Origin of the sequence: Actinomycetospora atypica, from assembly GCF_042653685.1 — a bacterium.
GTDB classification, from domain to species: Bacteria; Actinomycetota; Actinomycetes; order Mycobacteriales; family Pseudonocardiaceae; genus Actinomycetospora; species Actinomycetospora atypica.
This window is the reverse complement of record NZ_JBHSIV010000011.1, coordinates 141,867-167,225: the sequence shown is the minus strand read 5'-3', so window position 1 is coordinate 167,225 and position 25,359 is coordinate 141,867. Positions and strand designations below refer to the sequence as shown.

The window sequence follows — 25,359 nt, the reverse complement described above, 5'->3', positions numbered from 1 at the left end:
GTGATGCCCGGACGGACATCCTGGACCGCCCGCGCCCCGGACGGGTGACGGTCAGGTATCGCTGGGAGGTATCAGTACCCCGGGGCCCACCGGGTCGTGCGGATCGCCGCGCGGAGCTCGTCGTCGGAGGCCTGCGGGGCGACCCCGTCGACGACGGCCCGGCGGGCGACGGCGAGCGCGATGTCGTCGGCGACGTCGCGCACCTGGGCCCACGCCGGCAGCAGCGGCGCCCGGGAGTCCGACAGCGCCGGGGACGCGTCGCCGAGGGCGCGCGCGGCGGCCCGCATCATGGCGTCGGTGACCCGCGTGGCGCGCGCGGCGGTCACCGCGAGCCCGACGGCCGGGAAGATGTAGACGTTGTTGCACTGCGCCACGGGAACGTCCTCGCCGTGGTCGCGCTGCAGCGGCGGGAACGGCGACCCGGTGGCGATCAGCGCGCGGCCGTCGGTCCACTCGTCGACGTCGGCGGGGCGGGCCTCGGCGTTCGACGTCGGGTTCGACAGCGGGAAGACGATCGGCCGGTCGACCTTCGCGGCCATCGTCCGGACGATGTCCTCGGTGAACGCGCCCTGCGCGGTCGACAGGCCCAGCAGCACGCCGACCGTGAGGTGTTCGACGACGTCGGCGAGCGAGGGCAGCCCCGTCACGCCCCAGTCCGCGACGTCGGCCGGGTCGTGGGCGAAGGCCCGCTGGTCGTCGGACAGGTCGTCGCGGTCGGAGGTCAGGAGACCCCGGACGTCGACCACCCAGCAGCGCGCCCGGGCCTCGTCGGGCGCGAGGCCCTCGTCGACCATCTCCTGGCGCACCATCTCCATCACGCCGATGCCCGCGGAGCCGGCGCCCAGCATGACGACCTGCTGGTCGGCCAGGCGTGTCCCGGCCACGTCGGTGGCGCCCTGCAGCGCGCCGAGGGCCACGGCGGCGGTGCCCTGGATGTCGTCGTTGAAGGTCAGCAGCCGGTCGCGGTACCGGGCGAGGATCGGGGCCGCGTGCGGGGTGGCGAAGTCCTCCCACTGCAGCAGCACGTCGGGCATCTCGTCCTCGACCGCGGAGACGAAGTCCTCGACGAAGGCGTGGTAATCCTCGTCGTCGATCCGGCGGTGGCGCCACCCCAGGTAGTACGGGTCGTCGAGCAGGTCGGCGTTGTCGGTGCCGACGTCGAGCAGGATCGGCAGCGTCCGGGCCGGGTCGATGCCGCCGATGAGGGTGTAGAGCGAGAGCTTGCCGACCGGGATCCCCATCCCGCCGACGCCCTGGTCGCCGATGCCGAGGATGCGCTGGCCGTCGGTCACGACGATGACGTCGACCTCGTCGTGCTGGCGGTTGCGCAGCATCTCGGGCAGGTGGGCGCGGTCGGGCCAGGCGAGGTAGAGCCCGCGCGGGCGGCGCCACAGGGCGGAGAAGCGGCGGCAGCCCTCCGCGACGGTGGGGGTGTAGACCAGCGGCAGCGCCGTCGGGACGTCGGCGGCGAGCACGGAGTAGAAGAGGTGCTCGTTGCGGTCCTGCAGGGAGCGCAGGTAGACGTAGCGCTGCAGGTCGGTGGCCTGCCGGTGGACCTCGCCCCAGCAGCGCCCCACCTGCTCCTCGAGCGTGGTCACCGTGTGCGGCAGCAGCCCGAGCAGGCCGTACTCGCGGCGCTCCTCCGCGGTGAACGCGGTCCCCTTCGTCCGCATCGGATCGGTGAGGATGTCCTCCCTGCGCCCCGTCCCGGCTGACTCCATCGCCCCGCCCTCCACCCGCGCCCGCCCTCGGTCGTCCTGCATCGTGCCCGTCCGACCGGCCCCGCGGCGCCCTCCCGGCGGGGTTCTGAGGAAGTCCTGAGCATGCCCCTCGTATCACCCGTCCGGGCGTCCTTCATTACTCTGCCGTTCACCTGTTCGTTGTGACCACGACAGCGCCGGTTCAAGGCCGAGGGGCGCTGCCGTGGCGGGACGGTGGCAGACGGAGGCAGGCAGATGACGCACCCCGCAGGGCCGGTGCCGCAGGACCGGTCGGACCTCGCCGAGGCCGTGCGCATGCTCGTCCGCACCGTGCTGCCCGTCGGCGTGGTGCTCGTGCTCGCGCTGGCCGTCTACGGCGGCACGGGCCACGACCTCACCATTGTCCTGCAGGACCGGTTCCCCGAGGACTCCGAGTACTCCGGCCTGTTCACGATCATCTTCTCGAGCGCGCTCATGGTGTGCGCGGGGGTCGCGCTCGGCTCGCTGGTGGTGGCGCGGGCCTGGTCGGCGGCCACCGGCGACGCCCGGGCCAGCTCCCCCGCCGTCACCGCCGGCCTCGCCGTCGCCGTGCTGTGCGTCTTCCTCGGCTTCGACGACGTGATGATGGTGCACGACGCCGTCCTGCCCGGGGCCGGGATCCCGGAGAACGCCGCGCTCGGGGTGTACGGCGTGATCGGCCTCGCCCTGGTCGCCTGGGCGTTCCGCCCGATGCGCGCCGAGCGGCTCGGCCTGACCTTCCTCGTCGCCCTCGCCCTGCTCGCCGGGTCCCTGGGCGGCGACGTCCTGGAGTCGCTGTTCGAGGAGAGCAACCCGGGGCTCGCCTCGCTGCTCGGGCACGCCGAGGACGTCGTCAAGTTCCTCGCCTACACCGCGCTCTGCCACCTCTGCGTGCTCATCGCCCGGAGGGTCATGGCACGCACTCTCTCGGCGGCCACCGAGCGCGCGGCCCGCGAGGCCGTCGAGCGCTCCGGTGTCCCGTCGGGCCGGGTGCCGCTGCGGGTGAGCTCGGGCCGGCACGCGCTGCCGACCGGGCGCGTCCCGGCCGCGCAGGTCGACCAGGGCACCCCGTCCGACCTCACCGCGCCGATCCCGCGCCCATAGGCGTCGTCGGGAACGGACGAACGGCCCGGTCGTCACGTTCTCCGGTGACCGACGGGCCGGTCGTCCGGTCCGCGGGCTCAGCCCTCGAGCGCCCGGTCGACCGCCGCGGCCGCGTCGGCGAGCGCCACCTCGGTCTGCGTCCCGTCGCCGAGGTCCTTGATCTGGATGGTCCCGGCCTCGAGGTCGCGGTCGCCCAGCACCAGGGCGTAACGCGCCCCGGAGCGGTCGGCCGCCTTCATCGACCCCTTGAGCCCGCGCCCGCCGTAGGCGAGGTCGGCCCGGATCCCGGCGCGGCGCAGCTGCCCGACGAGCCCGACGAGGTGGTCCTTCGCGGCCTCCCCCAGCGGCACCCCGAACACCTCCACCCGGCGGGCCGGCGCCACCTCGAGCCCCTCGGCGCGGCAGGCCAGCAGGGTGCGGTCGACCCCGATGCCGAAGCCGACCCCGGAGAGCTCCTGCCCGCCGAGCTCGGCCATCAGCCCGTCGTAGCGCCCGCCGCCGCCGATGCCCGACTGCGAGCCGAGCCCGTCGTGCACGAACTCGAAGGTGGTCTTCGTGTAGTAGTCGAGCCCCCGGACCATGCGGGGGTTCTCGACGAAGGCGACGCCCAGCTCGTCGAGGTACTGCTTGACCTTGGCGTGGTGGGCGGCCGCCGCGTCCGAGAGGTGGTCGACCATGAGCGGCGCGTCGGCGAGCTGCTCGCGGACCTCGGGGCGCTTGTCGTCGAGCACGCGCAGCGGGTTGATGCGGGCGCGCTCGCGGGTCGCCTCGTCGAGGTCGCACGTCTCGAGGAACCGTTGCAGCTCCGCCCGGTAGGCGGGGCGGGTCTCGGCGTCGCCCAGGCTCGTCAGCTCCAGGCGGTACCCGGTGAGCCCGAGCGCCCGGAACCCGGCGTCGGCCACGGCGAGGACCTCGGCGTCGAGCGCCGGGTCGTCGACCCCGATCGCCTCGATGCCGACCTGCTGGAGCTGGCGGTAGCGCCCGGCCTGGGGGCGCTCGTAGCGGAAGAACGGCCCGGCGTAGCGCAGCTTGACCGGCAGCCCGCCGCGGTCCATGCCGTGCTCGATGACGCTGCGGACGACGCCCGCGGTGCCCTCGGGGCGCAGGGTGACGCTGCGGCCGCCGCGGTCGGCGAACGAATACATCTCCTTGGAGACGACGTCGGTCGACTCGCCGACGCCGCGGGCGTAGAGCGCGGTGTCCTCGAAGACCGGCAGCTCGAGGTGGCCGTACCCGGCGCGGTCGGCCTCCCGGACCAGGGCGTCGCGCACCGCGACGAAGTCGGGCCCGACGTACTCGGGAACGCCCTTGGGCGCGCTGAAGCCGCCCTGCGGGATTTCTACCACTGGAAGACCGCTCCCTAGAGGTTCCGGCCGGGCGCGTTCGGCGAGCCCTGCAGGTACGGGTTGGTGTGCCGTTCGTCGCCGATCGTGGTCGGCTGCCCGTGCCCGGGCAGCACCGCGGTCTCGTCGGGCAGCGTGAGGAGCTTGGTGCGCAGGCTCGTCATCATCTCCGCCATCGAGCCGCCGGGGAGGTCGGTGCGCCCGATGCTCCCCTGGAACAGCGTGTCGCCGGCGAGCACGAACGGCGAGCCGTCCTCGGTCGCGCTGCGGAAGACCACCGAGCCCCGGGTGTGCCCCGGGGTGTGGTCGACGGTGAGGGTGATCCCGGCCAGGTCGAGGGTGGCGCCGTCGGCCAGCGTCTCGACCCTGCGCGGCTCGCGGAACTCCAGCCCCGGGTACATCGCCGCGAGCTGCGCGCCCATCGGGCCGACCCCGGAGAGCGGGTCGGCGAGCATGGAGCGGTCCTCGGGGTGGATGTAGGCGGGGATGTCGTCGCCGTCGCACACCGGCGTCACCGACCACATGTGGTCGAGGTGGCCGTGGGTCAGCACCACCGCGACCGGGGTGAGCCGGCGCTCGGCCAGGACCTTGCGCAGGGGCTCCTCGGCGTCCTGCCCCGGGTCGACCACCACGCAGGGCCCGCCCTCGTCGGGCGCCACCACGAAGCAGTTGGTCTGGAAACTCCCGGCCGGGAACCCGGCGACCAGCACGTCCTCAGTCCTCCTCGGTACGACTGCGCACCACCCTAGTCGGCCGGGCGCCGCGTCCCCTGACCTGCCCGAACTCACACCGGGCCCACTTCCTAGGATGCCGCCGTGCCGACCAACGAGCAGCGCCGCAGGGCCGCCAAGCGCAAGCTGGAGCGACAGATCGAGCGCCGGGCCGAACGGGCGCGCCGTCGGCGGCAGCGGCTGACGATCATCGCGATCGGCGCCGTGGTGGCCGTCCTCGCCGCCGGGGTGGCGATCTACCTGGTGACCCGGCCGTCCGACAGCGCCACCGCGGCCCCGGCGGCCGCCGCTGCGGGAGCGTGCACCTACACGCCCGACGGCCAGGCCTCACGCCCCGTGCAGGCGCCGAACCCCGACCCGGAGCGCACGGGCGTCGTCGGGCTGACCCTGCAGACGTCGCAGGGCGCGATCCCGCTGACCCTCGACCGGGCGCAGGCGCCGTGCGCGGTCAACGCGGTCACGTCGCTGGCCCAGCAGGGGTTCTACGACGACACCCCGTGCCCGCGGCTCGTCACCGGCCAGGGCCTGCAGGTCCTCCAGTGCGGCGACCCGACCGGCACCGGCTCGGGCGGGCCCGGCTACCGCTTCGCCGAGGAGCCCCCGACGAACCTCGCCCCGTCGCCGCTGGGCCAGGGCGCCTCGAACTACAGCCGCGGTCTCGTCGCGATGGCCAAGGCATCGCAGCCCGCCAGCACCGGCAGCCAGTTCTTCCTGGTCTACGGCGACTCGGCGCTGCCGCCGGAGTACACCGTGATCGGCCGGATCGCCCCCGAGGGGCTCGCGGTGCTCGACCGCGTGGCCGCGGGAGGGGACGACAACTCGAACTCCGCCGGCGGCGGGAAGCCGACCATCCCGGTGCAGATCCAGCAGGCCCGGGTGAGCTGACGCTCCTGTGAGCACTGATCCGTGCCTGGACACGGATCAGTGCTCACAGGCGCAGCACCTACGCGCTCAACGGCAATGCTCCCGGGTGCACCGGCGAGGGCAGGTCGGTCCGGCCGTCGCCGGCGAGGAACCCGTCCACCGCCGCCGCGGCCGAGCGCCCCTCGGCGATCGCCCAGACAATGAGCGACGCGCCGCGGTGGGCGTCGCCGCAGACGAACACCCCGGGGGCGTCGGTCTGCCAGTCCGAGCCGCAGCCGATGGTGCCCTTGGGCGTCCGCTCGATCTCCAGCCCGGGGATGAGAGCCATCTGGTCGGGCCCGGTGAAGCCGATCGAGAACAGCACCAGGTCGGCCGGCACGGTGTGGACCTCCTCGGAGGTCGGGATCACCTCGCGCTGCCCCTCGTCGTTGCGGCGCACCTCGACCGTCGAGAGCTCGACCGCGCGGACGTGCCCGCGCTCGTCGCCGACGAAGCGCTTCACGGCCGTGGCGAACAGCCGCTGCCCGCCCTCCTCGAGGGCCGGCGGGGTGCGGAACTGGTAGGGCCAGGTCGGCCACGGCGACGACGTGGTGTCGCGCGACATCGGCGGCGGCGGGTACTGGTCGAGCTGGTGGACGCCGATCGCACCCTGGCGGGTCGCGGTGCCGTAGCAGTCGGCGCCGGTGTCGCCGCCGCCGATGATGACGACGTTCTTGCCGCGCGCGTTGATCGGCGACGGGCCGTCGCCCTCGCACTCGCGGTTGGCCGGGACGAGGTACTCCATGGCGAGGTGGATGCCCTCGAGGTCGCGGCCCTCAAGGGTCCGGTCGTCGCGGCTCTCCAGTGCGCCGACCGCGAGCACCACGGCGTCGTGCTCGGCCCGCAGCCGCTCCACGGGCAGCCCGTCCGGGCCCCCGACCTCGCAGTTCACGACGAAGCGCGTGCCCTCGGCCCGCATCTGCTCGAGGCGGCGGTCGAGCTCCCACTTCTCGAACTTGAACTCGGGGATGCCGTAGCGCATGAGGCCGCCGGGGCGGTCGTCGCGCTCGTACACCGTGACGTCGTGCCCGGCCCGGGTGAGCTGCTGCGCGGCCGCGAGCCCGGCGGGGCCCGAGCCCACGACGGCCACCCGCTTGCCCGACGGCTCGGTGGCCGGCTGCGGCGCGACGTGCCCGTCGCGCCAGGCCACCTCGGCGATCGACCACTCGACGCGCTTGATCGTCACCGAGCCGGGCTGCGACGTGATCGACAGGACGCACGCCTCCTGGCACGGCGCCGGGCAGAGCGCGCCGGTGAACTCGGGGAAGTTGTTCGTGGCGTGCAGACGGTCGCTCGCCCGACCCCACTCGTCGCGGCGGACGAGGTCGTTCCACTCGGGGATGAGGTTGCCCAGGGGACAGCCCGCGGTGCCCGAGTGGCAGAACGGGATGCCGCAGTCCATGCAGCGCGCCGCCTGGTTGCGGGTCTCGGCCTCGACCACCGGGTCGGTGACGTCGGCGTAGAGCTCGTGCCAGTCGGTCCGCCGCTCCTCGACCGGACGCTTGGGGTTGTCCTCCCGGGAGTACTTGAGGAACCCGCGCGGGTCAGCCACCCGCCACCTCCATGATGACCTCGTTCGGGTCGCGACCCTCGGTCGCGGCACGCTGCTCGGCGTCGAGCACGCGCTGGTAGTCGCTCGGCATGACCTTGGTGAAGTGCCCGACCTGGTTCTCCCAGTCGTCGAGCAGGCGGGCCGCCTTGGGCGACCCCGTGTACTCGAGGTGGCGCTCGACGACGTGCCGCAGCCACTCGTCGTCGTCGCCGGTGACCTCGAGCAGGTCGACCATCTCCTGGTTGACCCGGATCTCCGGCAGGTCGTGGACGAAGGCGATGCCGCCCGACATGCCGGCCCCGAGGTTGCGCCCGGTGGACCCGAGGATCACCACCCGGCCCTGCGTCATGTACTCGCAGGCGTGGTCGCCGACGCCCTCGACGACGGCGAGCGCCCCGGAGTTGCGCACGCAGAACCGCTCGCCCACCTGCCCCCGCAGGAACACCTCGCCCGAGGTCGCGCCGTAGGCGATGACGTTCCCGGCGATGGTGTGCAGCTCGTCGGGGTCGTCCGGCGAGCCGGGGGTACCGGTGAACTGCGCGCCCTCGGGCGGCCGGACGATCACTCGTCCCCCGGAGAGGCCCTTGGCGACGTAGTCGTTGGCGTCGCCGACCAGGTCGAGCGTGACGCCCTGGGGCAGGAACGCGCCGAACGACTGCCCGGCCGAGCCCGCGAACTCGACGTGGATCGTGTCGTCGGGCAGACCGTGCTTGCCGTAGCGGCGGGTGACCTCGGCGCCGAGCAGCGTGCCGACCGTGCGGTTGACGTTGCGCACCGGCATCTCGAGGCGCACCGGGAGGGCGTCGGCCAGCGCTCCCTCGGCGAGCTGGATGAGCGTGCGGTCGAGCGCCTTGTCGAGCCCGTGGTCCTGCCCCTTGGTCCGGCGCCGGTCGGTGGACGCGCCCTCGGGCACGTCGGGCACCGTGAACAGCGGGGTCAGGTCGATGCCCGCCGCCTTCCAGTTGTCGACGGCCTCGGCGGCGTCGATCAGCTCGGAGTGGCCGACGGCCTCGTCGATCGTCCGGAACCCGAGCCGGGCGAGGTACTCGCGGACCTCCTCGGCGATGAACCAGAAGAAGTTCTCGACGAACTCCGGCTTGCCCGTGTACCGCTTGCGCAGCTCCGGGTTCTGGGTCGCGACGCCCACGGGGCAGGTGTCGAGGTGGCAGACGCGCATCATGATGCAGCCGTTGACCACCAGCGGGGCGGTGGAGAAGCCGTACTCCTCGGCGCCCAGCAGCATCCCGACCATGACGTCGTAGCCGGTCTTCATGGCCCCGTCGACCTGCACCGAGATGCGGTCGCGCAGCCCGTTGAGCATGAGGGTCTGCTGGGTGTCGGCCAGCCCGACCTCCCACGGCGCCCCGGCGTGCTTGAGGCTCGTCAGCGGCGCCGCGCCGGTGCCGCCGTCCCAGCCGGAGATCAGCACGACGTCGGCGTGGGCCTTCGACACGCCCGCGGCGACCGTCCCGACGCCCACCGAGCTGACCAGCTTCACGTGGATCCGGGCGGCGTCGTTGGCGTTCTTCAGGTCGTGGATGAGCTGCTTGAGGTCCTCGATCGAGTAGATGTCGTGGTGCGGGGGCGGCGAGATCAGGCCCACGCCCGGCGTCGAGTACCGGACCTCGGCGATCCACGGGTAGACCTTCTTGCCCGCGAGCTGGCCGCCCTCGCCGGGCTTCGCGCCCTGGGCCATCTTGATCTGGAGGTCCTCGGCGTTCACGAGGTACTCGCTGGTCACACCGAACCGCCCGGAGGCGACCTGCTTGATCGCCGAGCGCTTCGACGGGTCGTAGAGACGGACCGGGTCCTCCCCGCCCTCGCCGGTGTTCGACTTGCCGCCGATGTTGTTCATGGCGATCGCGAGGTCGGTGTGGGCCTCGCCGGAGATCGAGCCGTAACTCATCGCGCCGGTGGCGAAGCGCTTGACGATCTCGGTGGCCGGCTCCACCTCGTCGATGTCGATCGGGGTGCGGTCCTCGTAGCGCAGCCGGAACAGGCCGCGCAGCTGGCCGCCGGACCGCGTGATGCGGTCGACCTCGGCGGTGTACTTCCGGAAGACGTCCGCCTGCTTGGTGCGCGTGGAGTGCTGCAGCAGGAACACCGTCTCCGGGGTGAACAGGTGCTGCTCGCCCTCGCGCCGGTAGGCGTACTCGCCGCCGACGTCGAGGGTGCGGTGCGCCCGCTCGGTGGGGTTCGACGGGTAGGCCGACCGGTGCCGCGCGGCCACCTCGGCGGCCACGACGTCGAGCCCGCCGCCGCCGAGCTTCGAGGAGGTGCCCGAGAAGTACTCGGCCAGGAACTCCTGGGAGAGCCCCACCGCCTCGAACACCTGGGCGGCGGTGTAGCCCGAGACCGTCGAGATGCCCATCTTGGACATCACCTTCAGGACGCCCTTGACGCACGCCTTGACGTAGTTCCGGATCGCCTGGTCGACCTCGAGGTCGGGCAGCTCGCCGGAGGTGATCCGGTCCTCGATCGACTCGAACGCGAGGTAGGGGTTGATCGCGGCCGCCCCGAAGGAGAGCAGCAGCGCCATGTGGTGCACCTCGCGGGCGTCGCCCGACTCGACGACCAGCGCGACCTGGGTGCGCTCGCGGGTCCCGACGAGGTGGTGGTGCACCGCCGAGACCAGCAGCAGCGCCGGGATCGGGGCGTACCGGGCGTCGGAGTCGCGGTCGGAGAGCACCAGGATCCGCTTGCCGTCGGCGATCGCGTTGCTCGCCTCGTGGCGGATGCGCTCGAGGGCGTCGCGCAGCGCGGCCTCGCCGCCGTCGACCTCGTAGAGCCCCGAGAGCACCGTGGCGGCGAAGCCCGGCATGTCGCCGTCGTCGTTGATGTGGATGAGCTTCGCGAGCTCGTCGTTGTCGATGACGGGGTTGGGCAGGACGACCTGGCGGCAGCTCGCCGGGCCCGGGTGGAACAGGTTCTGCTCCGGGCCGATCGCCCGCGCCATGCAGGTGACGAGCTCCTCGCGGATGGCGTCGAGCGGCGGGTTGGTCACCTGGGCGAACAGCTGGACGAAGTAGTCGTAGAGCAGCCGCGCCCGCTGGGACAGCGCCGCGGTGGGGGTGTCGGTGCCCATCGAGCCGAGCGGCTCGGCGCCCGTGGTGGCCATCGGCGCCAGGAGGATGCGCATCTCCTCCTCGGTGTAGCCGAACGTCTGCTGACGGCGCAGCACCGACTCGTGGGTGTGCACGACGTGGTCGCGGGCCGGGAGGTCGTCGAGCCGGACCAGCCCGGCGTGCAGCCACTCGCCGTAGGGCTCCTCGGCCGCTAGTTCGGACTTGTAGGCGTCGTCGTCGACGATCCCCGCGCCCCGGGTGTCCACGAGGAACATCCGGCCGGGGCGCAGCCGGCCCTTCGCGACCACCTGGGCGGGGTCGACGTCGAGCACGCCGGACTCGCTCGCGAGGACCACGCGGTCGTCGGCGAGCTGCCACCAGCGGGCGGGGCGCAGGCCGTTGCGGTCGAGGGTCGCGCCCATCAGCGTGCCGTCGGTGAACACGACCGCGGCCGGCCCGTCCCACGGCTCCATGAGGCTCGCGTGGAACTGGTAGAAGGCCCGCTGGTCGGCGGGCATCTCGGCGTGGTTCTCCCACGCCTCGGGCATCATCATCATCACGGCGTGCGGCAGGCTGCGGCCGCCGAGGCAGAGCAGCTCGAGGACCTCGTCGAAGCTCGCCGAGTCGGACGTCGCGGGCGGGCACACCGGCATCGCGCGCTGGATGTCGCCGGGGAACAGGTCGGTGCCCAGCAGCGCCTCGCGGGCCCGCATGCGGTTGCGGTTGCCCTTGATCGTGTTGATCTCGCCGTTGTGGGCCATCGCCCGGTACGGGTGCGCGAGCGGCCAGCTGGGGAACGTGTTCGTCGAGAACCGGCTGTGCACGACGGCGATCGCGCTGGTGAGGCGCTCGTCGCGCAGGTCGGGGAAGAACTGCGGCAGCTGGTCGGTGGTCAGCATGCCCTTGTAGGTCACCGTGCGGCTCGAGAGCGAGGCGACGTAGAGCCCGCAGTCCTGCTCGGCCGACTCCCGCTCGGCGCGCTTGCGCACGAGGTAGGCGATGCGGTCGAGCGCGATCCCGGCCAGCTCCCGCTGCGGGTGGGCGACGAGGACCTGGGCGAAGCGCGGCATGACGCTGCGCGCGACCGACCCGACGTCGGCGCCGTCGGGGTCGATCGGCAGCTCGCGCCAGCCGAGGACCTCGAGGCCCTCCTCGGCGGTGATCCGCTCGAGCAGCGAGACCGCCTTGTCCCCCGCGTCGGGGTCGGCGGGCAGGAAGATCATCCCGCACGCGTAGGCGTACTCGTCCTGGCCGCCGTCGGCGCTGCTCCGGGGCTCCGGGAGCTCGAAGCCGACGGTGGCCCGCAGCAGCTCGTCGGGCACCTGCAGCAGGATGCCCGCGCCGTCACCGCTGGTCGGCTCGCTGCCCGCGGCGCCCCGGTGGTCGAGGTTGTGGAGCACCTGCAGGGCGTCGGCCACGATGCCGTGGCTGCGTCGCCCTCGGGTGTCGGCGACGGCACCGACGCCACAGGCGTCGTGCTCGTTCGCGGGGTCGTAGAGGCCCTGGGGCCCCGGGTTGGTCGAGAACAGCACTGAACGGGCCTCCTCGTGGGAAGGGAGGAGCCCGGTCGCGTCCTGGACGGGACGCCGCGGGGCCCTCGGTCGTCGCGAACCGGAAGGTGGTGGTCTCCGGGACGACGATGGCCCGGCGTGAGTCTAGCCCGGCGAGGGGCCGGCGGCGGTGTGGAAGAGCGTGGCGGCCGGGGCCGTGGGGCTCAGTGCGCGGAGGAGGGCGGCGCGGCGGACGTGTCCTCCTCGGACTGCGTGCCCTCGGGCTCGGAGTCGACCCCGGAGGGCTCCGCCGAACCGTGCGTGGGGTCGCGGTCGGTGGCCGAAGCCGCCTCGCGCTTGTCGCGCGCCGCGTCGGCGTCGTCCTGGCGTTCGTCCTTCTCGTCCGCGGTCATGGGACCGGGCGTACCCCGGGTGCCGGACGGCGAACCGGCATCCGGCCCCACCATCGAGGCGGACAGGTCCTCCCGCGGGCCGCGCACGAGGAGCAGGTAGGCGACCGCGCCGAGGAACACCACGGCGGCGACGACCACGTTGATCCGCACGTCGCCGAACACCCGGGTGGCGGGGTCGGTGCGCAGGAGCTCGATGACGAACCGGCCCGCGGTGTAGCCCGCGACGTAGAGGGCGAACGCGCGGCCGTGGGCGAGCCGGAACCGGCGGTCGGCCCAGATCACCAGCAGCGCGACGAGGACGTTCCAGACGAGCTCGTAGAGGAAGGTCGGCTGCACGATCTCGACGGGCGTCCGGTCGACCGCGACCCCGGCGAGGTTGTCGACCGCCCCCGTCGCCGGGTCGATCCGCCGGTAGATCTCCAGCCCCCACGGCGCCGTGGTGGCCGAGCCGTAGAGCTCCTGGTTGAAGTAGTTGCCCAGCCGGCCGATCGCCTGGGCGAGCACGATGCCCGGGGCGGCCGCGTCGGCGAAGGCGCCGAGCGGGACGCCGCGGCGGCGGCAGGCGATCCACGCCCCGACGCCGCCGAGCGCGATGGCCCCCCAGATGCCGAGCCCGCCGTTCCAGACGTACAGGGCCGCCATCGGGTCGCCGCCCGGGCCGAAGTAGGTGCGCCAGTCGGTCGCGAGGTGGTAGAGCCGCCCGCCGACCAGGCCGAACGGCACGGCCCAGACCGCCACGTCGATGACGAACCCGGGGGCGCCGCCGCGGGCGACGAAGCGCCGCTCGGTCAGCCACACGGCGACGACGATGCCGGCGATGATGCACAGCGCGTACGCGCGCAGCGGGACGGGACCGAGGTACCAGACGCCCTGGGGCGGACTGGGGATGGTCATCGGCAGCGACGCGAGCACGCCGCTCACGCTATCGGTCCCCCCCGACACGGTCGGTGAGGTGGGGCCGCGGTCAGCGGCCGGTGTGGTTCCCGCGCACGCCCGCGGCGAGCTCGCTGGTCAGCCGCGCGACGGCGGCCCGCCCGTGCTCGGCGGCCGACACCAGCGCCGACCCGACGATCACCCCGTCGGCGTACTGCGCGACCTCCCCCGCCTGCGCGCCCGACCGCACGCCCAGGCCGACCCCGAGGGGCAGGTCGGTGTGCCGGCGGGTGCGCTCGATCAGGGCCGGGGCGCTGGTGGCGACGGCGTCGCGGGCGCCGGTGACGCCCATGGTCGAGGCCACGTAGAGGAACCCGCGGGTGGCGGCCGCGGTGGAGGCGATCCGCTGCTCGGTCGACGAGGGCGCCACCAGGAAGATCGGCGCGATCGCGTGCCGCTCGGCGGCGTCGAGCCAGTCCGCGGCCTCGTCGGGGACGAGGTCGGGGGTGATGACGCCGAGCCCGCCGGCAGCGGCGAGGTCGCGCGCGAAGGCGTCGACCCCATAGCGGAGCACGGGGTTCCAGTAGGTCATGACGACGGCCCGGCCCCCGCGCGACGCGAGCGACTCGACGAGGTCGAGGGTGTCGCGCACGCGGACCCCGCCGCGCAGGGCGACGTCGACCGCGTGCTGGATCACGGGGCCGTCGAGCACGGGGTCGGAGTAGGGCAGGCCGACCTCGACGAGGTCGGCGCCGGCGTCGAGGGCCTGGGTGAGCAGACCCCTCGAGCCGGGCACCGTGGGGTAGCCGGTGGGCAGGTAGGCGATCAGCGCGGCGCGCGACTCGGCGCGGGCGGTGGTGAAGACCTCGTCGAGCCGGGTGATGCCGGTGCCCTGCGCGGTCCCGACGGGGGCCTCGGTCACAGCTCCCGCTCCCCCGCGCCGCCGGGCACCGGCTCCTCGGTGGGCAGCGACGCCGGGTCGACCACCTCGAACCAGCGGGCGGCGGTGTCGACGTCCTTGTCGCCGCGGCCGGAGAGGTTGACCAGCAGCGTGGCGCCGGGCCCCAGTTCGCGGCCGAGGCGCAGCGCACCGGCGATCGCGTGGGCCGTCTCGATCGCCGGGATGATCCCCTCGGTGCGGCACAGCAGCCGGAAGGCGTCCATGGCCTCGGTGTCGGTGACCGGCACGTACTCGGCGCGCCCGATCTCCGACAGGTACGAGTGCTCCGGCCCGACCCCGGGGTAGTCGAGCCCCGCCGAGATCGAGTGCGACTCGACGGTCTGCCCGTCGTCGTCCTGCAGCACGTAGGTCATGGCGCCGTGGAGGGCGCCGATGCTGCCGCCGCTGATCGAGGCGGCGTGGCGTCCGGTGCCCACGCCGTCGCCCGCGGCCTCGCAGCCGACGAGCCGCACGCCCTCGTCGTCGAGGAACGGGTGGAAGATGCCGATCGCGTTGGAGCCGCCGCCCACGCACGCGAGGACCGCGTCGGGCAGCTGCCCGTAGGCCTCCAGCACCTGGGCGCGGGCCTCGAGCCCGATGACGCGGTGGAAGTCGCGCACCATCATCGGGAACGGGTGCGGGCCGGCGGCGGTCCCGAGGACGTAGTGGGTGTTCTCCACCGAGGCCACCCAGTCGCGGTAGGCCTCGTTCAGCGCGTCCTTGAGGGTGCGCGAGCCGGTGGTCACGGGCACCACCTCGGCACCGAGCAGCCGCATGCGCGCGACGTTGAGGGCCTGCCGCTCGGTGTCGACCTCGCCCATGTAGACCATGCACTCGAGGCCCATCAGGGCCGCCGCCGTCGCGGTGGCGACGCCGTGCTGGCCCGCCCCGGTCTCGGCGATCACGCGGGTCTTGCCCATGCGCTTGGTGAGCAGCGCCTGGCCGAGCACGTTGTTGATCTTGTGCGAGCCGGTGTGGTTGAGGTCCTCGCGCTTGAGCAGGATCCGCGCCCCGCCCGCGTGCTCGGAGAGCCGGCGCGCGTCGGTGACGGGCGACGGGCGGCCCGCGTAGTCGCGCTGCAGGCGGTCGAGCTCGGCGAGGAACTCCGGGTCGTGCCGGGCCTTGTCGTAGGCGGCCGCGACCTCGTCGACCGCGGCGATGAGCGCCTCGGGCATGTAGCGCCCGCCGAAGCGGCCGAAGTGGCCGCCGGCGTCGGGCTCGTGGCCGTGGTCGGCCAGGCCGTCCCCGGCCGTGGGCAGCTGCTGGTGCTGGTGCTGCGCGGTCATCAGCGCGCCGGCTTCGGGCACGCGGGGTGCGACCCGGCGGTGACGAGCTGGCGGACCGCCGCGCGGGGGTCCTCGGCCGTGGCCATCGACTCGCCGACGAGCACCGCGTCGGCGCCGTAGCCGGCGTAGGTCATGAGGTCGCCGGGACCGCGCACGCCCGACTCGGCCACCCGCAGCACCTCACCGGGCAGACCCGGGGCGAGGCGGCTGAAGACGTTGCGGTCGACGTCGAGCGTGGTGAGGTCGCGGGCGTTGATCCCGACGAGCTTCGCGCCGGCCCGCAGGGCCATGTCGGCCTCCTCCTCGTCGTGGATCTCGACGAGGGCGGTCATGCCCAGGGAGTGCACGCGGTCGACGAGCGCGTCGAGGGCGTTCTGCTCGAGCACCGAGCACATCAGCAGCACCAGGTCGGCGCCGTGGGCCCGGGCCTCGTGGACCTGGTAGGTGCCGACGACGAAGTCCTTGCGCAGGACGGGGATGTCGACCGCCGCGCGGACCTCGTCGAGGTCGGTGAGCGACCCCTCGAAGTAGCGCTGCTCGGTCAGCACGCTGATCACCCGGGCGCCGCCCTCGACGTACTGCCGGGCGAGCTTGCCGGGGTCGGGGATGTCGACCATGTGCCCCCGCGAGGGCGAGGCCCGCTTGACCTCGGCGATCACGCCGATCCCCTGACCCTGCAGGGCGGCGAGCGCGTCGCGGGGCGGTGCCGCGGCGGCGGCGGCGGCCTTGACCTCGTCGAAGGGTACGGCCGCCTCGCGGGCGGCGAGGTCGGCCCGGACCCCCTCGAGGATCTGCTCCAGGACGCTCACGCGGGTGCTGCCCCCATCCTCTGGGCTGTCCTTCGGCCCGCCGTTCCGCGAGCCGCGGAGCGCCGGACCCGGTCCCTCCGAGTACACCGGAAGTTTAACCCTCGGCATCCCGACGACCGTCCGGCGCCCCGGGCTGCACGGACGGCGCGCCGTCGCGGGTGGGGTCCTCCCCCGCGTCGAGCGCCTCCCACAGGGAGCGGTCCTCGTCGGGCGGCCGGGTCCGGGCCCCGGGCGCGTCGTAGCGCGCCCCGAGACGGGGCATCGCCGAGCCGCGCAGGGCCACCAGCACGCCGGCGCCGAGGAGCAGCAGGCCGCCGAGGGTGCCCACCAGCGGCCACGCGACGGTGACCTCCACGCCCACCACCCGGCCGGCCTGGCGGGCCGCGGCGGGCAGCGCGTCGGCCACGGGGGCGACCACGCCGGTCACCGTGCGCAGGACCGCCCACAGCCCCGCGAGCGCCACCACGGCGCCCACGGCCCGGCGGCCCCATCCGGAGGTGGCGAGCAGCCCGCCGATCGCGGCGAGGGCGAGCAGGGCCCAGGGCACGAGGATCGGCTCGGTGTCGGCCCCGGTCGCGGTGGCGGTGACGCGGCCCCGCAGCGGCACGTCCCACGTGGCGGTCAGCCAGGTGCCGCGCGAGGACGCCCAGAGCACGACCGCGGCGAGCACCAGGCCCACCACGGCGAGGCCCAGGAGGCGGGGGCCCCTCACGGCCGGCCCGGGCCGTCGTCGGGACCGGAGGCGGGCGCCGGGCGGCCGAGCGTGCCGGCCGTGGCGACGGCCGCGAGCACCGCGCGGGCCTTGTTGGTGGCCTCGGTGTCCTCGGCGACCGGGTCGGAGTCGGCGACGATGCCGCCGCCGGCCTGCACGTGGGCGGTGCCGTCGCGGAGCAGGCCCGTGCGGATCGCGATGGCGGTGTCGGCGTCGCCCGCGAAGTCGAGGTAGCCCACGATCCCGCCGTAAAGGCCCCGCCGCGTCGGCTCGAGCTCCTCGATGATCTCCATCGCCTTCGGCTTCGGGGCGCCGGAGAGGGTGCCCGCGGGGAAGCAGGCGGCCACCGCGTCGAAGGCGCTGCGCCCCTCGGCGAGGCGCCCGCTGACGGTGGACACCAGGTGCATCACGTGGCTGTAGCGCTCGATGTCGAAGAAGCGGTGCACCTTGACCGTCCCGGGCACGCAGACGCGCCCGAGGTCGTTGCGCCCGAGGTCGACGAGCATGAGGTGCTCGGCGCGCTCCTTCTCGTCGGCGAGCAGGTCCTTCTCCAGGAGGATGTCCTCCTCGGCGTCGGCCCCGCGCCAGCGGGTGCCGGCGATGGGGTGGGTGGTGGCCACCCCGTCCCGCACCGTGACGAGCGCCTCGGGGCTCGACCCGACGATCTCGAACGGCCGGTCGTCGGCGTCGGTGAGCCGCAGCAGGTACATGTACGGGCTCGGGTTGGTGGCCCGCAGCACGCGGTAGACGTCGAGCGCGTCGGCGTCGGTGTCGGACTCGAAGCGCTGGCTGACCACCACCTGGAAGGCGTCGCCCGCCCGGATCCGCTCCTTGGCCGACTCGACGGCGGCGAGGTAGCGGTCGCGGTCGAACCGGCGCCGCACCGTGGGGTGGCGCCCGGCCAGCGGGTCGTACGACGCGACCGTCGACGCGGCCGGCGCGCCCAGCTCGGCGGTCATCCGGTCGAGGCGGGCCAGCGCGTCGTCGTACGCGGCGTCGACGCGCTCGGAGCTGTCGTCCCAGTTCACCGCGTTCGCGATGAGGGTGACGGTGCCCTCGTGGTGGTCGAGCGCCGCGAGGTCGGTGGCGAGCAGCATCACCAGCTCGGGGATGTGGAGGTCGTCCTCGGCGAGGTCGGGCAGGCGCTCGAGGCGACGCACCGCGTCGTACCCCACGTAGCCGACCAGGCCCCCGGTGAGCGGCGGCAGGCCCGGCAGCGGGTCGGTGCGCAGGCGCTCGAGCGTGCCGCGCAGGGCCTGCAGCGGGTCGGCCTCGTCGGCCGGCAGGCCCACGGGCGGCGTGCCCGTCCAGTGCGCGCGGCCGTCGCGCTCGGTCAGCGCGGCCGCGCTGCGGGCCCCGACGAACGACCAGCGCGACCACGACTCGCCGTTCGCCGCCGACTCGAGCAGGAACGTGCCGCTGTGGCGGCCCGCGAGCTTGCGGTAGAGCCCGACGGGCGTCTCGTCGTCGGCGAGCAGGCGCCGCACCACCGGGACGACGCGGTGGTGGGCGGCGAGCTCGTGGAAGCGCTCGCGGCTCGGCTCCACGGCGCCGAGGGAGGCCTGCTGGTCGGTCACGGACACGGACCCCATTGTGGACGCCCCCACCGACACTCTCAGGTGGCGGCCTCCACCGGGGCGGGCTCGGCGCGGGTGCGGGCCGCGAACGCCACCGCGACGATCACGACGCCGCAGCCGACCAGCTGCCAGGCCGTGGGGAACTGGCCGAGCACGAGCATCGCGAGCAGCACCGCCCCGACAGGCTGCAGCAGCAGGATCGACGCCCCGGTCGACGACGGCAGCGCGGCCATGCCGCCCGCGATGAGGATCCAGCCGATGCACTGCCCGACGACCGCGAGCAGGGCCAGCCAGGCGATCGCCGTCCAGCCCGGGGTGAGGTCGACGCCCTCCCACGCCGACCCGAGGGCGAACGAGCTGACCGCGGCGGCCGCGGTCGCGAGCGTGACCGGCGCCGCCTTCTCCCCCGGCGCCGCGCCGAGGCGCAGCAGCAGCAGGTAGCCCGCGTAGGCGAACGCGGCGAGCAGGGCGAGGACGGTGCCGAGCACGGGGGCGACGGCGCTCGCCGGGTCGGAGTCGACGAGCCCGCCGGCCAGCGCGACCCCGACCAGCATCACGGGCACCGCGAGCAGGAACGACAGCCGCACCCGCTCCCCGAGGGCGAGGAAGGCGAGCAGCGGGAGGATCACCACCTGCGAGTTGACCAGCACCGTCGAGACCCCGGCGCCGACCGCGTGGATGGCCCCGGTCCACAGCGTCATGTCGAGCCCGAGCAGCAGGCCGCCGGCGACGACGAGCCACGGCCGCCCCCGGCCGGTGCCCGCCGGGGCGGTCGCGCGGGTCCGGCGGCGCTCGAGCATCGCCAGCGGGACCAGCACCGGCAGGGCGAGCAGGCAGCGGAACACCGTCGCCGTGCCGGGCGAGGTCGCCGACAGCGAGATCAGGATCGGGGACAGCGCGATGCAGAGGCTGCCGACCACCGCCATCAGCCGGGGGTCCATCGGGGCGCGCCGGGTGCGGGCGGGGCGGCTGACGGTGGGCGACGCGGTCACGATCTCCAGGGTGGTCCCCGCGACCGTTCAGGACCAGCGACTTCTCCTCGCCGCGACCCGTAAGGTCTCGTGAACTGTCGTCGAGGAGGAGCCCGCGGATGTTCGCCATCGCCCGCCTGCAGGCGCTGCACGCGGTGGCGACCCACCGCACCGTCGGGAAGGCCGCCGCCGCGCTGCACCTGACGCCCTCGGCGGTCTCGCAGCAGCTCACGACCCTCGAGCGGGAGGCCGGGGTGGCGCTGACCGAGCCCGCCGGCCGCGGGATCCGGCTGACCCCGGCCGGGCTGGTGCTCGCCGGGCACGCCGCGGCCGTGCTCGACCGGCTCGCCCTCGCCCGCCGCGACCTCGACCGGCTCGACGAGGAGGTGGTCGGCCCGCTGCGGATCGGGGCGATCCCCACCTCGGCGCACGCGCTCGCCCCCGCGGCCCTGGCCCGGCTCCGGGCGGCCCACCCCGACCTCGTCGTCCTGCTCGAGGACGGCGAGGCCGAGAACACCCTGCCCGCGCTGGTGGACGGGGAGTTCGACCTCGCGATCGTCGAGAACTGGGACGGGCTGCCGGCTCCCACGCCCGCCCGCACGAGCCGCACCGGCCTCTGCGAGGACGTGCTGGACCTCGCCCTCCCCCGCGAGCACCCGCTCGCCTCCCGGGGGGTCGTCCGGCTCACCGACCTGGCCGACGGCGGGCTGGACTGGGTCGCCGACAGCCGGGGCTCCCGCGCGCACGACTGGCTGATCACCACGCTGCGCCGGCACGGGGTGGAGCCGTCGGTGACCTGCCGGGTCTGGGGGTTCTCGAGCCACCTCGAGCTCGTGGCGGGCGCCGGGCTGGCGGCGATGGTGCCGCGTCTCGCCCGTCCCCCGGTGCCGACGGGCGTGCGGATCCTCGCGACCGAGCCGGTGGTCGTCCGCACGCTCGACGCCGTGTGGCGCACCGACCGGGAAACCCCCGCGGTCCGCGCCGGCGTCCGGGCCTTCCGCGCCACCGCCGACGCCCGGACCCCCACGACGCCCGGCCCGTAGGGCCCCCCGTCAGTCGGCGGCGGCGAGCAGCACGTCGGCGTCGAAGCAGGTGCGGTCGCCGGTGTGGCAGGCCGCGCCCTGCTGGTCGACCAGGACGAGCACCGTGTCGCCGTCGCAGTCGAGCCGCACCTCGTGCACGGCCTGGGTGTGCCCGCTCGTCGCGCCCTTGATCCACAGCTCCTGACGGGAGCGGGACCAGTAGGTGGCCTCGCGGGTCTCCAGCGTGCGCGCGAGGGCCTCGTCGGACATCCACGCGACCATGAGGACCTCGCGGGTGTCGTACTGCTGCACCACCGCGCAGACCAGGCCGTCGGCGTTCCAGCGCACGCGCGCCGCCACATCGGCGGACGGGATGCTCACCGGACCTCGTTCCCCTCGGCGCGCAGCGCGTCCTTGACCTCGCCGATCCGCATCATCCCGAAGTGGAAGACGCTGGCGGCGAGCACCGCGTCGGCCCCGGCCGCGACGGCGGGCGCGAAGTGCTCCACCGCCCCCGCTCCCCCGGACGCGATCACCGGGACGTCGACCAGGGCCCGGACCTTCGCCAGCATCTCGAGGTCGAAGCCGTTCTTCGTGCCGTCGGCGTCCATCGAGTTGAGCAGGATCTCCCCGACGCCGAGCGCCGCGCCCCGCTCCGCCCACTCCAGGGCGTCGATCCCGGTGCCGCGCCGCCCGCCGTGGGTGGTGACCTCGAACCCCGACGGCGTGGGCTGCCCGCCCTCGGGGACCCGGCGCGCGTCGACCGAGAGCACGATGCACTGCGACCCGTAGCGGCGGCTCGCCTCGCCCAGGAACTCGGGGCGGGCGATCGCGGCGGTGTTGATCCCGACCTTGTCGGCCCCGGCCCGGAGCAGCTTGTCGATGTCGTCGTTGGTCCGCACGCCCCCGCCGACGGTCAGCGGGATGAAGACCTGCTCGGCGGTGCGCCGGACGACGTCGTAGGTGGTCTCCCGCTCGCCGGAGGAGGCGCTGACGTCGAGGAAGGTCAGCTCGTCGGCGCCCTCGGCGTCGTAGAGCCGGGCCATCTCCACCGGGTCGCCCGCGTCGCGCAGGTCGACGAAGTTGACGCCCTTGACCACCCGGCCGGCGTCGACGTCCAGGCACGGGATCACACGGACGGCCACACCCATGACGATCAGCCTACGACGCCGCCGCCAGGGCCTCCGGCAGGGTGAAGGCCCCGGCGTAGAGGGCCTTGCCGATGATCGCGCCCTCGACGCCGACCGACGCCAGCCCGGCCAGCGCGCGGACGTCGTCCAGGGTCGCGACCCCGCCGGAGGCCACGACGGGCGCCGACGTCCGCTCGCACACGGCCCGCAGCAGGTCGGTGTTCGGGCCGGTCAGGGTGCCGTCGCGGCCGACGTCGGTGACGACGTAGCGCGAGCACCCCTCGGCGTCGAGGCGGGCGAGGACGTCCCAGAGGTCGCCGCCGTCGGAGACCCAGCCGCGCGCCGCGAGCCGGTGCTCCCCGTCGCGGATCTTCACGTCGAGCCCCACGGCCACGCGGTCGCCGTGCTCGGCGATGGCCCTGGCGCACCACTCGGGGTCCTCGAGGGCGGCGGTGCCGATGTTCACCCGCGCGCAGCCGGTGGCCAGGGCGCGGCGCAGCGACTCGTCGTCGCGGATGCCGCCCGAGAGCTCGACGTTGACCGGCGTCGCGGCGACGAGCGAGGCGAGCAGGTCGGCGTTCGAGCCGCGGCGGAAGGCGGCGTCGAGGTCGACGAGGTGGATCCACCGGGCGCCGTCCTCGACCCACCCCCGGGCCGCGTCGAGGGGGTCGCCGTAGCCGGTCTCGGTGCCCGCCTCGCCCTGGACGAGGCGGACGGCCTGCCCGTCGACGACGTCCACGGCGGGCAGCAGGTCGAAGGTCACGACCGTCGATCGTAGGGGCGCGTCACCCCGTGCCGAGCGCCGACTCCCGCAGGTCCTCGAGCCGCCGGTGCAGCAGCCGGCGCTCGGCCTCGTTGGAGGCCATCGCGGCGGCGCGCTCGAGCTCGGCGGCGGCTTCCCCCGTGCGCCCGAGCTGCGTGAGGAGGTCGGCCCGGACGGCGGGCAGCAGGTGGTAGCGCGCCAGGGCCGGGTCGTCGCGCAGTCCGTCGACGATGGCCAGGCCGGCCTCGGGCCCGTGCGCCTTCCCGACGACGACCGCCCGGTTCAGCTCGATCACGGGTGAGGGGGTGCGGGCGGCCAGCCGGGCGTAGAGCTCGGCGAGCAGCGCCCAGTCGGTCGCGTCGACGCTGCCCGCGCGGGCGTGGACGGCCGCGAGCTCGGCCTGCAGCGTGTACGGGTCGGTCGCGCCCAGCTCCTGCGCTCGGACCAGCCCGTCGAGCCCACGGCGGACGAGCAGGTGGTCCCACCGGCCGCGGTCCTGGTCGGCGAGCAGCACCGGCTCGCCGTCGGGTCCGGTGCGGGCGCGCAGCCGGGAGGCCTGCAGCTCCATCAGGGCGAGCAGGCCGTGGACCTCGGGGCGGGCGGGCAGCAGCGCGACGAGGCGCCGGCCGAGACGCAGGGCCTCGTCGCACAGGTCGTGGCGCACCCACGACGCCCCGGCCGTGGCGGTGTAGCCCTCGTTGAACACCAGGTAGACGACCTCGAGCACCGCCCCGAGCCGGGCGGTGAGCTCGTCGCCCACCGGGATCTCCAGCTCCACCCCCTGCGCGGACAGCCGCTTCTTCGCCCGCGACACGCGCTGCCCCACGGTCGTCGACGCGACGAGCAGGCCCCGCGCGATCTCCTCGGTGGTCAGCCCGCCGAACAGGCGCAGGGTCAGCGCCACCCGGGAGTCGCGGGCGAGCACGGGGTGGCAGCTCGCGAAGAGCAGGGCCAGGACGTCGTCGCCCACCGCGCGGGTGGGGTCGACGACGACGTCGGCGGCGTCGGGCGCGCTCCGGCGGGCTTCGTCGCGGGAGATCTGCTCGGCCTTGCGGGCGAACGTCTGCTCGCGGCGGATCGTGTCGATCGCCCGACGGCGGGCGGTCGCCGCGAGCCAGGCCCCGGGGTTGTCGGGGACCCCCTCCGCCGGCCACTGCTCCAGCGCCGCGACGAGCGCGTCGTGGGCCAGCTCCTCGGCGAGGCCGACGTCGCGCACCACCCGCGCGACGCCGGCCACGATCCGCGCCGACTCGGCCCGCCAGACGGCGTCGAGGACGACGAACGGGTCAGCCACCGTGCTGCTGCTCGGTCTGCGCCCGCATCCTCTCCTCGGCCTCCATCACCTCCGGCGGTGCCACGCCCGCGAAGTCCTCGGGGTCGAAGATGCGGCGGACCTGGATGTGCTCCCCCTCGTAGAAGGGGGCCCGGCGGGCCCACCCGACGGCGTCGTCGAGCCCGTCGACCTGCAGGATCCAGAAGCCGCCGATCAGCTCCTTCACCTCGGTGAAGGGCCCGTCGGTGACGGTCGGCTCCTCACCGGTGCCGTACTCGAGGATCGCGCCCTGCGAGCTCGGGGCGAGCCCCTCGCCGGCCAGCAGCACCCCCGCGTCGACCATCGCCTGGTTGAAGCGGCCCATCTCCTCGAACACCGCCGGGTCGGGCGTGCGGTCCGCCGCGGCGGCCTCGTCGTAGGTCAGTACCAGCATGAAGCGCATCTCGGTCGTCCTTCCCTAGTCCTGCTGCCCGTACCGGGCGGCCCGCTCGGCGACGCGGGCCCGCAGGCTCGCCTCGGCGTCGAGCACCCCGGCCGGCGCGATGTCCTCGAACTCCCGCATGTCGGGCACCCGCCGCACCTCGAGCCGCACCCCGGGGCCGATCGGGCACTGCCGCGCCCACTGCTCGGCCTCGGCGCGCGAGGCGACGTCGATGATCCAGAACCCCGCGACGAGCTCCTTGGCCTCGGTGAACGGCCCGTCGGTGACGATCGGGACCTCGGCGGCTTCCGAGTTCCTGGTGATCTCGAACCCCTCCGCACTCGGGGCGAGGCCCTCCGCGGCGAGCAGCACGCCCGCCTCCACCAGCGCGGTGTTGAACCGGCCCATCATCTCGAAGGCCTCGGTCGCGTCGACGGGCGCGTCCGCCTGCCCCAGCGCCATCGACTCCGGGGCCTGCATGATCATCATGTAGCGCATCGGTCTCTCCCTCGTCTCGCGGCGACCGGCCGGTGCCGGCGCTCACGAGGGCGTCGAACGAGCGGACGGGACTTCGACAGGCCTCGTCGGGAAAGTCCTAGAGGGTGCCGAGCCAGTTCTCCAGCAGGCGGCGCCCGGCGTCGCCGGACTTCTCCGGGTGGAACTGCGTGGCCCACAGCGGGCCGTTCTCCACCGCGGCCACGAAGTCCTCGCCGTGGTGGGCCCACGTGACCTTCGGCGGGGAGAAGGGGTGGACGGGCTCCATCTCCCACCGGCGCGCGGCGAAGGAGTGCACGAAGTAGAAGCGCTCCCCGGGGTCCATGCCGGCGAACAGCTGCGAGTCGGCGGGCGCCTGCACGGTGTTCCAGCCCATGTGCGGCAGGACGTGGGCGTGCAGCTTCTCCACCGTCCCGGGCCACTGCCCGGCGCCGTCGGCCTCCTCGCCGAACTCGACCCCGCGCTCGAAGAGCACCTGCATGCCGACGCAGATGCCCAGCACCGGGCGGCCCCCGGCGAGGCGCTGCTCGAGGATGTGCTCGCCGCCGACCGCCCGCAGCCCGGCCGCGCAGGCCGCGAAGGCGCCGACGCCGGGGACGACGAGGCCGTCGCTCTCGATCGCGGTGCGGGCGTCGTCGGTCACCTCGACCTTCGCGCCGGCCCGCTCGAGCGCGCGCTCGGCGGAGCGCAGGTTGCCCGAGCCGTAGTCGAGGACGACGACCGCCGGGGTGCTGGTGCGCGTCATGTCCCCAGCCTATCGGGGCCCGA

22 protein-coding genes are annotated in these 25,359 nt (G+C 74.4%); 3 read left to right on the top strand and 19 right to left on the bottom strand.

The genetic code is table 11. The features are described from left to right. Positions 1–71: 71 nt before the first annotated feature. Positions 72–1,721 (bottom strand): NAD-dependent malic enzyme, encoded by a 1,650-nt coding sequence (locus tag ACFPBZ_RS13150; protein ID WP_378036527.1) that lies wholly within the window; start codon positions 1,719–1,721, stop codon positions 72–74. A 234-nt stretch (positions 1,722–1,955) separates the two neighbouring features. Here ACFPBZ_RS13150 and ACFPBZ_RS13145 point away from each other — a divergent pair, with 234 nt between their 5' ends. Continuing rightward, a complete protein-coding gene (locus ACFPBZ_RS13145) occupies positions 1,956–2,822 on the top strand; it encodes a hypothetical protein (protein WP_378036496.1) in 867 nt (288 codons plus the stop codon). Between the two features lie 77 nt (positions 2,823–2,899). Here the strand turns inward: ACFPBZ_RS13145 and hisS are convergent, their stop codons facing one another. Next, positions 2,900–4,168, bottom strand: coding sequence for a histidine--tRNA ligase (gene hisS / locus ACFPBZ_RS13140; RefSeq protein WP_378036495.1), 1,269 nt, complete (start codon positions 4,166–4,168; stop codon positions 2,900–2,902). Between the two features lie 14 nt (positions 4,169–4,182). Next, the gene (locus tag ACFPBZ_RS13135) at positions 4,183–4,875 is read right to left on the bottom strand and encodes an MBL fold metallo-hydrolase (protein WP_378036494.1); all 693 of its coding nucleotides are present in this window, start codon (positions 4,873–4,875) and stop codon (positions 4,183–4,185) included. Positions 4,876–4,980: 105 nt separating this feature from the next. On the opposite strand from ACFPBZ_RS13135, the gene ACFPBZ_RS13130 reads away from it, so the two are divergent. Beyond that, positions 4,981–5,781 carry a peptidylprolyl isomerase gene (locus ACFPBZ_RS13130; RefSeq protein WP_378036493.1) on the top strand — a complete coding sequence of 267 codons (801 nt, stop codon included), beginning with the start codon at positions 4,981–4,983 and terminating at the stop codon, positions 5,779–5,781. A 58-nt stretch (positions 5,782–5,839) separates the two neighbouring features. Here the strand turns inward: ACFPBZ_RS13130 and ACFPBZ_RS13125 are convergent, their stop codons facing one another. The 9 genes from ACFPBZ_RS13125 to ACFPBZ_RS13085 form a co-directional block, all read right to left on the bottom strand. Next, positions 5,840–7,351, bottom strand: a complete 1,512-nt coding sequence (locus ACFPBZ_RS13125) for a glutamate synthase subunit beta (RefSeq protein ID WP_378036492.1) — start codon at positions 7,349–7,351, stop codon at positions 5,840–5,842. Further along, entirely contained in the window at positions 7,344–11,948 is a 4,605-nt protein-coding gene (gene gltB, locus ACFPBZ_RS13120) for a glutamate synthase large subunit (RefSeq protein ID WP_378036491.1), read from the bottom strand. The genes ACFPBZ_RS13125 and gltB overlap by 8 nt, the downstream gene beginning before the upstream one ends. Before the next feature lie 182 nt (positions 11,949–12,130). Further along, on the bottom strand, positions 12,131–13,213 hold the full coding sequence (lgt, locus tag ACFPBZ_RS13115; RefSeq protein ID WP_378036526.1) for a prolipoprotein diacylglyceryl transferase: 1,083 nt from the start codon (positions 13,211–13,213) through the stop codon (positions 12,131–12,133). Positions 13,214–13,283: 70 nt separating this feature from the next. Further along, complete coding sequence (gene trpA / locus ACFPBZ_RS13110) at positions 13,284–14,075, bottom strand: tryptophan synthase subunit alpha (protein WP_378036525.1); 792 nt, start codon at positions 14,073–14,075, stop codon at positions 13,284–13,286. A gap of 35 nt (positions 14,076–14,110) precedes the next feature. Beyond that, positions 14,111–15,418 carry a tryptophan synthase subunit beta gene (gene trpB, locus ACFPBZ_RS13105; RefSeq protein WP_378036524.1) on the bottom strand — a complete coding sequence of 436 codons (1,308 nt, stop codon included), beginning with the start codon at positions 15,416–15,418 and terminating at the stop codon, positions 14,111–14,113. Next, positions 15,418–16,227 (bottom strand): indole-3-glycerol phosphate synthase TrpC, encoded by an 810-nt coding sequence (trpC, locus tag ACFPBZ_RS13100; RefSeq protein WP_378036490.1) that lies wholly within the window; start codon positions 16,225–16,227, stop codon positions 15,418–15,420. Before trpC ends, trpB begins: the two co-directional genes overlap by 1 nt. A 94-nt stretch (positions 16,228–16,321) precedes the next feature. After that, positions 16,322–16,939, bottom strand: coding sequence for a Trp biosynthesis-associated membrane protein (locus tag ACFPBZ_RS13095; protein WP_378036489.1), 618 nt, complete (start codon positions 16,937–16,939; stop codon positions 16,322–16,324). Beyond that, entirely contained in the window at positions 16,936–18,531 is a 1,596-nt protein-coding gene (locus tag ACFPBZ_RS13090; RefSeq protein WP_378036488.1) for an anthranilate synthase component I, read from the bottom strand. The genes ACFPBZ_RS13095 and ACFPBZ_RS13090 overlap by 4 nt, the downstream gene beginning before the upstream one ends. Before the next feature lie 23 nt (positions 18,532–18,554). Then, entirely contained in the window at positions 18,555–19,508 is a 954-nt protein-coding gene (locus tag ACFPBZ_RS13085) for a DMT family transporter (RefSeq protein ID WP_378036487.1), read from the bottom strand. 98 nt (positions 19,509–19,606) lie between these two features. On the opposite strand from ACFPBZ_RS13085, the gene ACFPBZ_RS13080 reads away from it, so the two are divergent. Beyond that, on the top strand, positions 19,607–20,530 hold the full coding sequence (locus ACFPBZ_RS13080) for a LysR family transcriptional regulator (protein ID WP_378036486.1): 924 nt from the start codon (positions 19,607–19,609) through the stop codon (positions 20,528–20,530). A gap of 9 nt (positions 20,531–20,539) precedes the next feature. On the opposite strand, the gene hisI is transcribed toward ACFPBZ_RS13080, so the two are convergent. From hisI to hisH, 7 genes are all read right to left on the bottom strand, one after another. Next, on the bottom strand, positions 20,540–20,890 hold the full coding sequence (hisI, locus tag ACFPBZ_RS13075; RefSeq protein ID WP_378036485.1) for a phosphoribosyl-AMP cyclohydrolase: 351 nt from the start codon (positions 20,888–20,890) through the stop codon (positions 20,540–20,542). Further along, positions 20,887–21,660, bottom strand: a complete 774-nt coding sequence (gene hisF / locus ACFPBZ_RS13070) for an imidazole glycerol phosphate synthase subunit HisF (RefSeq protein WP_378036484.1) — start codon at positions 21,658–21,660, stop codon at positions 20,887–20,889. Before hisF ends, hisI begins: the two co-directional genes overlap by 4 nt. Positions 21,661–21,670: 10 nt before the next feature. Next, positions 21,671–22,402 (bottom strand): bifunctional 1-(5-phosphoribosyl)-5-((5-phosphoribosylamino)methylideneamino)imidazole-4-carboxamide isomerase/phosphoribosylanthranilate isomerase PriA, encoded by a 732-nt coding sequence (priA, locus tag ACFPBZ_RS13065; protein WP_378036483.1) that lies wholly within the window; start codon positions 22,400–22,402, stop codon positions 21,671–21,673. Between the two features lie 22 nt (positions 22,403–22,424). Continuing rightward, positions 22,425–23,696, bottom strand: a complete 1,272-nt coding sequence (locus ACFPBZ_RS13060; RefSeq protein ID WP_378036482.1) for an RNA polymerase sigma factor — start codon at positions 23,694–23,696, stop codon at positions 22,425–22,427. Beyond that, positions 23,689–24,117: a YciI family protein gene (locus ACFPBZ_RS13055; protein WP_378036481.1), complete on the bottom strand. Its 429-nt coding sequence runs from the start codon at positions 24,115–24,117 to the stop codon at positions 23,689–23,691. The genes ACFPBZ_RS13060 and ACFPBZ_RS13055 overlap by 8 nt, the downstream gene beginning before the upstream one ends. Before the next feature lie 15 nt (positions 24,118–24,132). Next, positions 24,133–24,594 carry a YciI family protein gene (locus ACFPBZ_RS13050; RefSeq protein WP_378036480.1) on the bottom strand — a complete coding sequence of 154 codons (462 nt, stop codon included), beginning with the start codon at positions 24,592–24,594 and terminating at the stop codon, positions 24,133–24,135. Between the two features lie 97 nt (positions 24,595–24,691). Next, the gene (hisH, locus tag ACFPBZ_RS13045) at positions 24,692–25,336 is read right to left on the bottom strand and encodes an imidazole glycerol phosphate synthase subunit HisH (RefSeq protein WP_378036479.1); all 645 of its coding nucleotides are present in this window, start codon (positions 25,334–25,336) and stop codon (positions 24,692–24,694) included. Positions 25,337–25,359: the final 23 nt, after the last annotated feature.